General features: G+C 60.3%; 1 protein-coding gene. It reads left to right on the top strand.

Annotation, left to right across the window (positions count from 1 at the left end):
- Positions 1-210 precede the first annotated feature (210 nt).
- The coding region (locus tag AB0L34_RS33875; protein WP_363709750.1) for a hypothetical protein at positions 211-1,404 on the top strand (1,194 nt) is incomplete at its 3' end.

Raw genomic sequence — 1,404 nt, 5'->3', positions numbered from 1 at the left:
CTCCTCGTCGGTCACGTCCAAGGCGGCGGCGTGGGCGACCGGGCCGACGCCGTCGGCGACCGCGCGGTCCTCGGCTGGCGACGCCGCGGAGGAACGGTGATACAGGCCGGCAGGGATGTTAATGGGATCCCCCCGAGATAGGCCCAAGGCCAGGCCGGTGACCCAATCCCAGCCCTCACATCAAGTGCATTTATAGCCACTCTCGGGAGGATGAAACCCTTGCACGACCAGCCGCATGGCCAGTGGCCCATACAGCAGGTACCGGCCTCGACCGACACTCCGGTGATTCCTCCCGACCCCCCGCAGAGCTCGCCTATCAGGCAAGAAGCCGAGGTTGCATATCCCGAACCTGTAGGCGTATTCGCGAAGCCGTTCACGCCTAACGATGCGAGACCTCCTTACCAGTCGGCTCAGGTACACGGCTCGCATTCCCGTCTTTATCAGGCCGGCAGAGATGTTAACCTCACTGAACAGAAATTGCGCTGGTTGCCGCTGGTCCCGATTGGCGAGGAGGTGGAGTCCTGCACTACAGCCTTTTACCCACCACGACGCTATGACGAGGCAGCCAGAATATTCGCGCGTTCTGAATTCGGTGTGACGGTACTGTCTGGCCGACCCGGCACCGGCAGGCGCAGCAGCGCCCTGACGCTCTTGTCAGACAACGGCGCACAATACGTGCACGAGTGCCTGACTGATTGGACTCCAATACCGCGCACTGACGTGTTACCTAAAGAGCCCGAAGGTCGCTACCTACTCGACCTAACTAACGAGCCGACCGAGATACCGGAGCAGTTCGGCCGAACTCTGATGGCTTATGGGCGCGTACTAGCGGAACTGAACGCCCGAATGGTGATTTTGGTAACCAATAAGCTATGGCAGGCGTGCGCGAGCGACACTGTGAGCATCACGGTCGAATTGGCACCGCCGTCAGTACGAGGCGTCTTGAACGCACACCTGCAAGCTTTTGGCGACCACCTTAAGTGGCTCGACGACGACGCAACGTTGCGAGGGCTCGTCGATGAGCTCGAAGTTGGCGAGTCCGGCCCGCGAAGGGTGGCCGAGCTAGCAGCGATCGTAAGCCGCTACACTCCTTTTGATGAGCCGGCCGTAGATCAGATTCGGGAAGCGTTCCGTCACTGGAAGCACTATCTCGACCGGCAGTTTGCCGAGTACCGAGATGCAAGGGGCGTAGATGCTGGCGCCCTTCAGGCTCAGCAGATGGGGGCCGCTCGGGCCCGAGCGCTGCTAATCGCTGTTGCAGTCCTGGATGGAGCCCCTTCGGAGGTAGTGCTGGACGCATGCGATGATCTACTGAAGAAACTCAGGGCGAAACACTCCGCTCGGGATATCCTAATCGGGCAGGATCTTCAGGATCTTATCGACAGGATCGACTCTCAACTAGAC

This window comes from Micromonospora sp. NPDC052213 (assembly GCF_040679695.1).
Classification (GTDB): domain Bacteria; phylum Actinomycetota; class Actinomycetes; order Mycobacteriales; family Micromonosporaceae; genus Micromonospora.
This window is presented reverse-complemented; position numbering and strand designations above follow the sequence as displayed.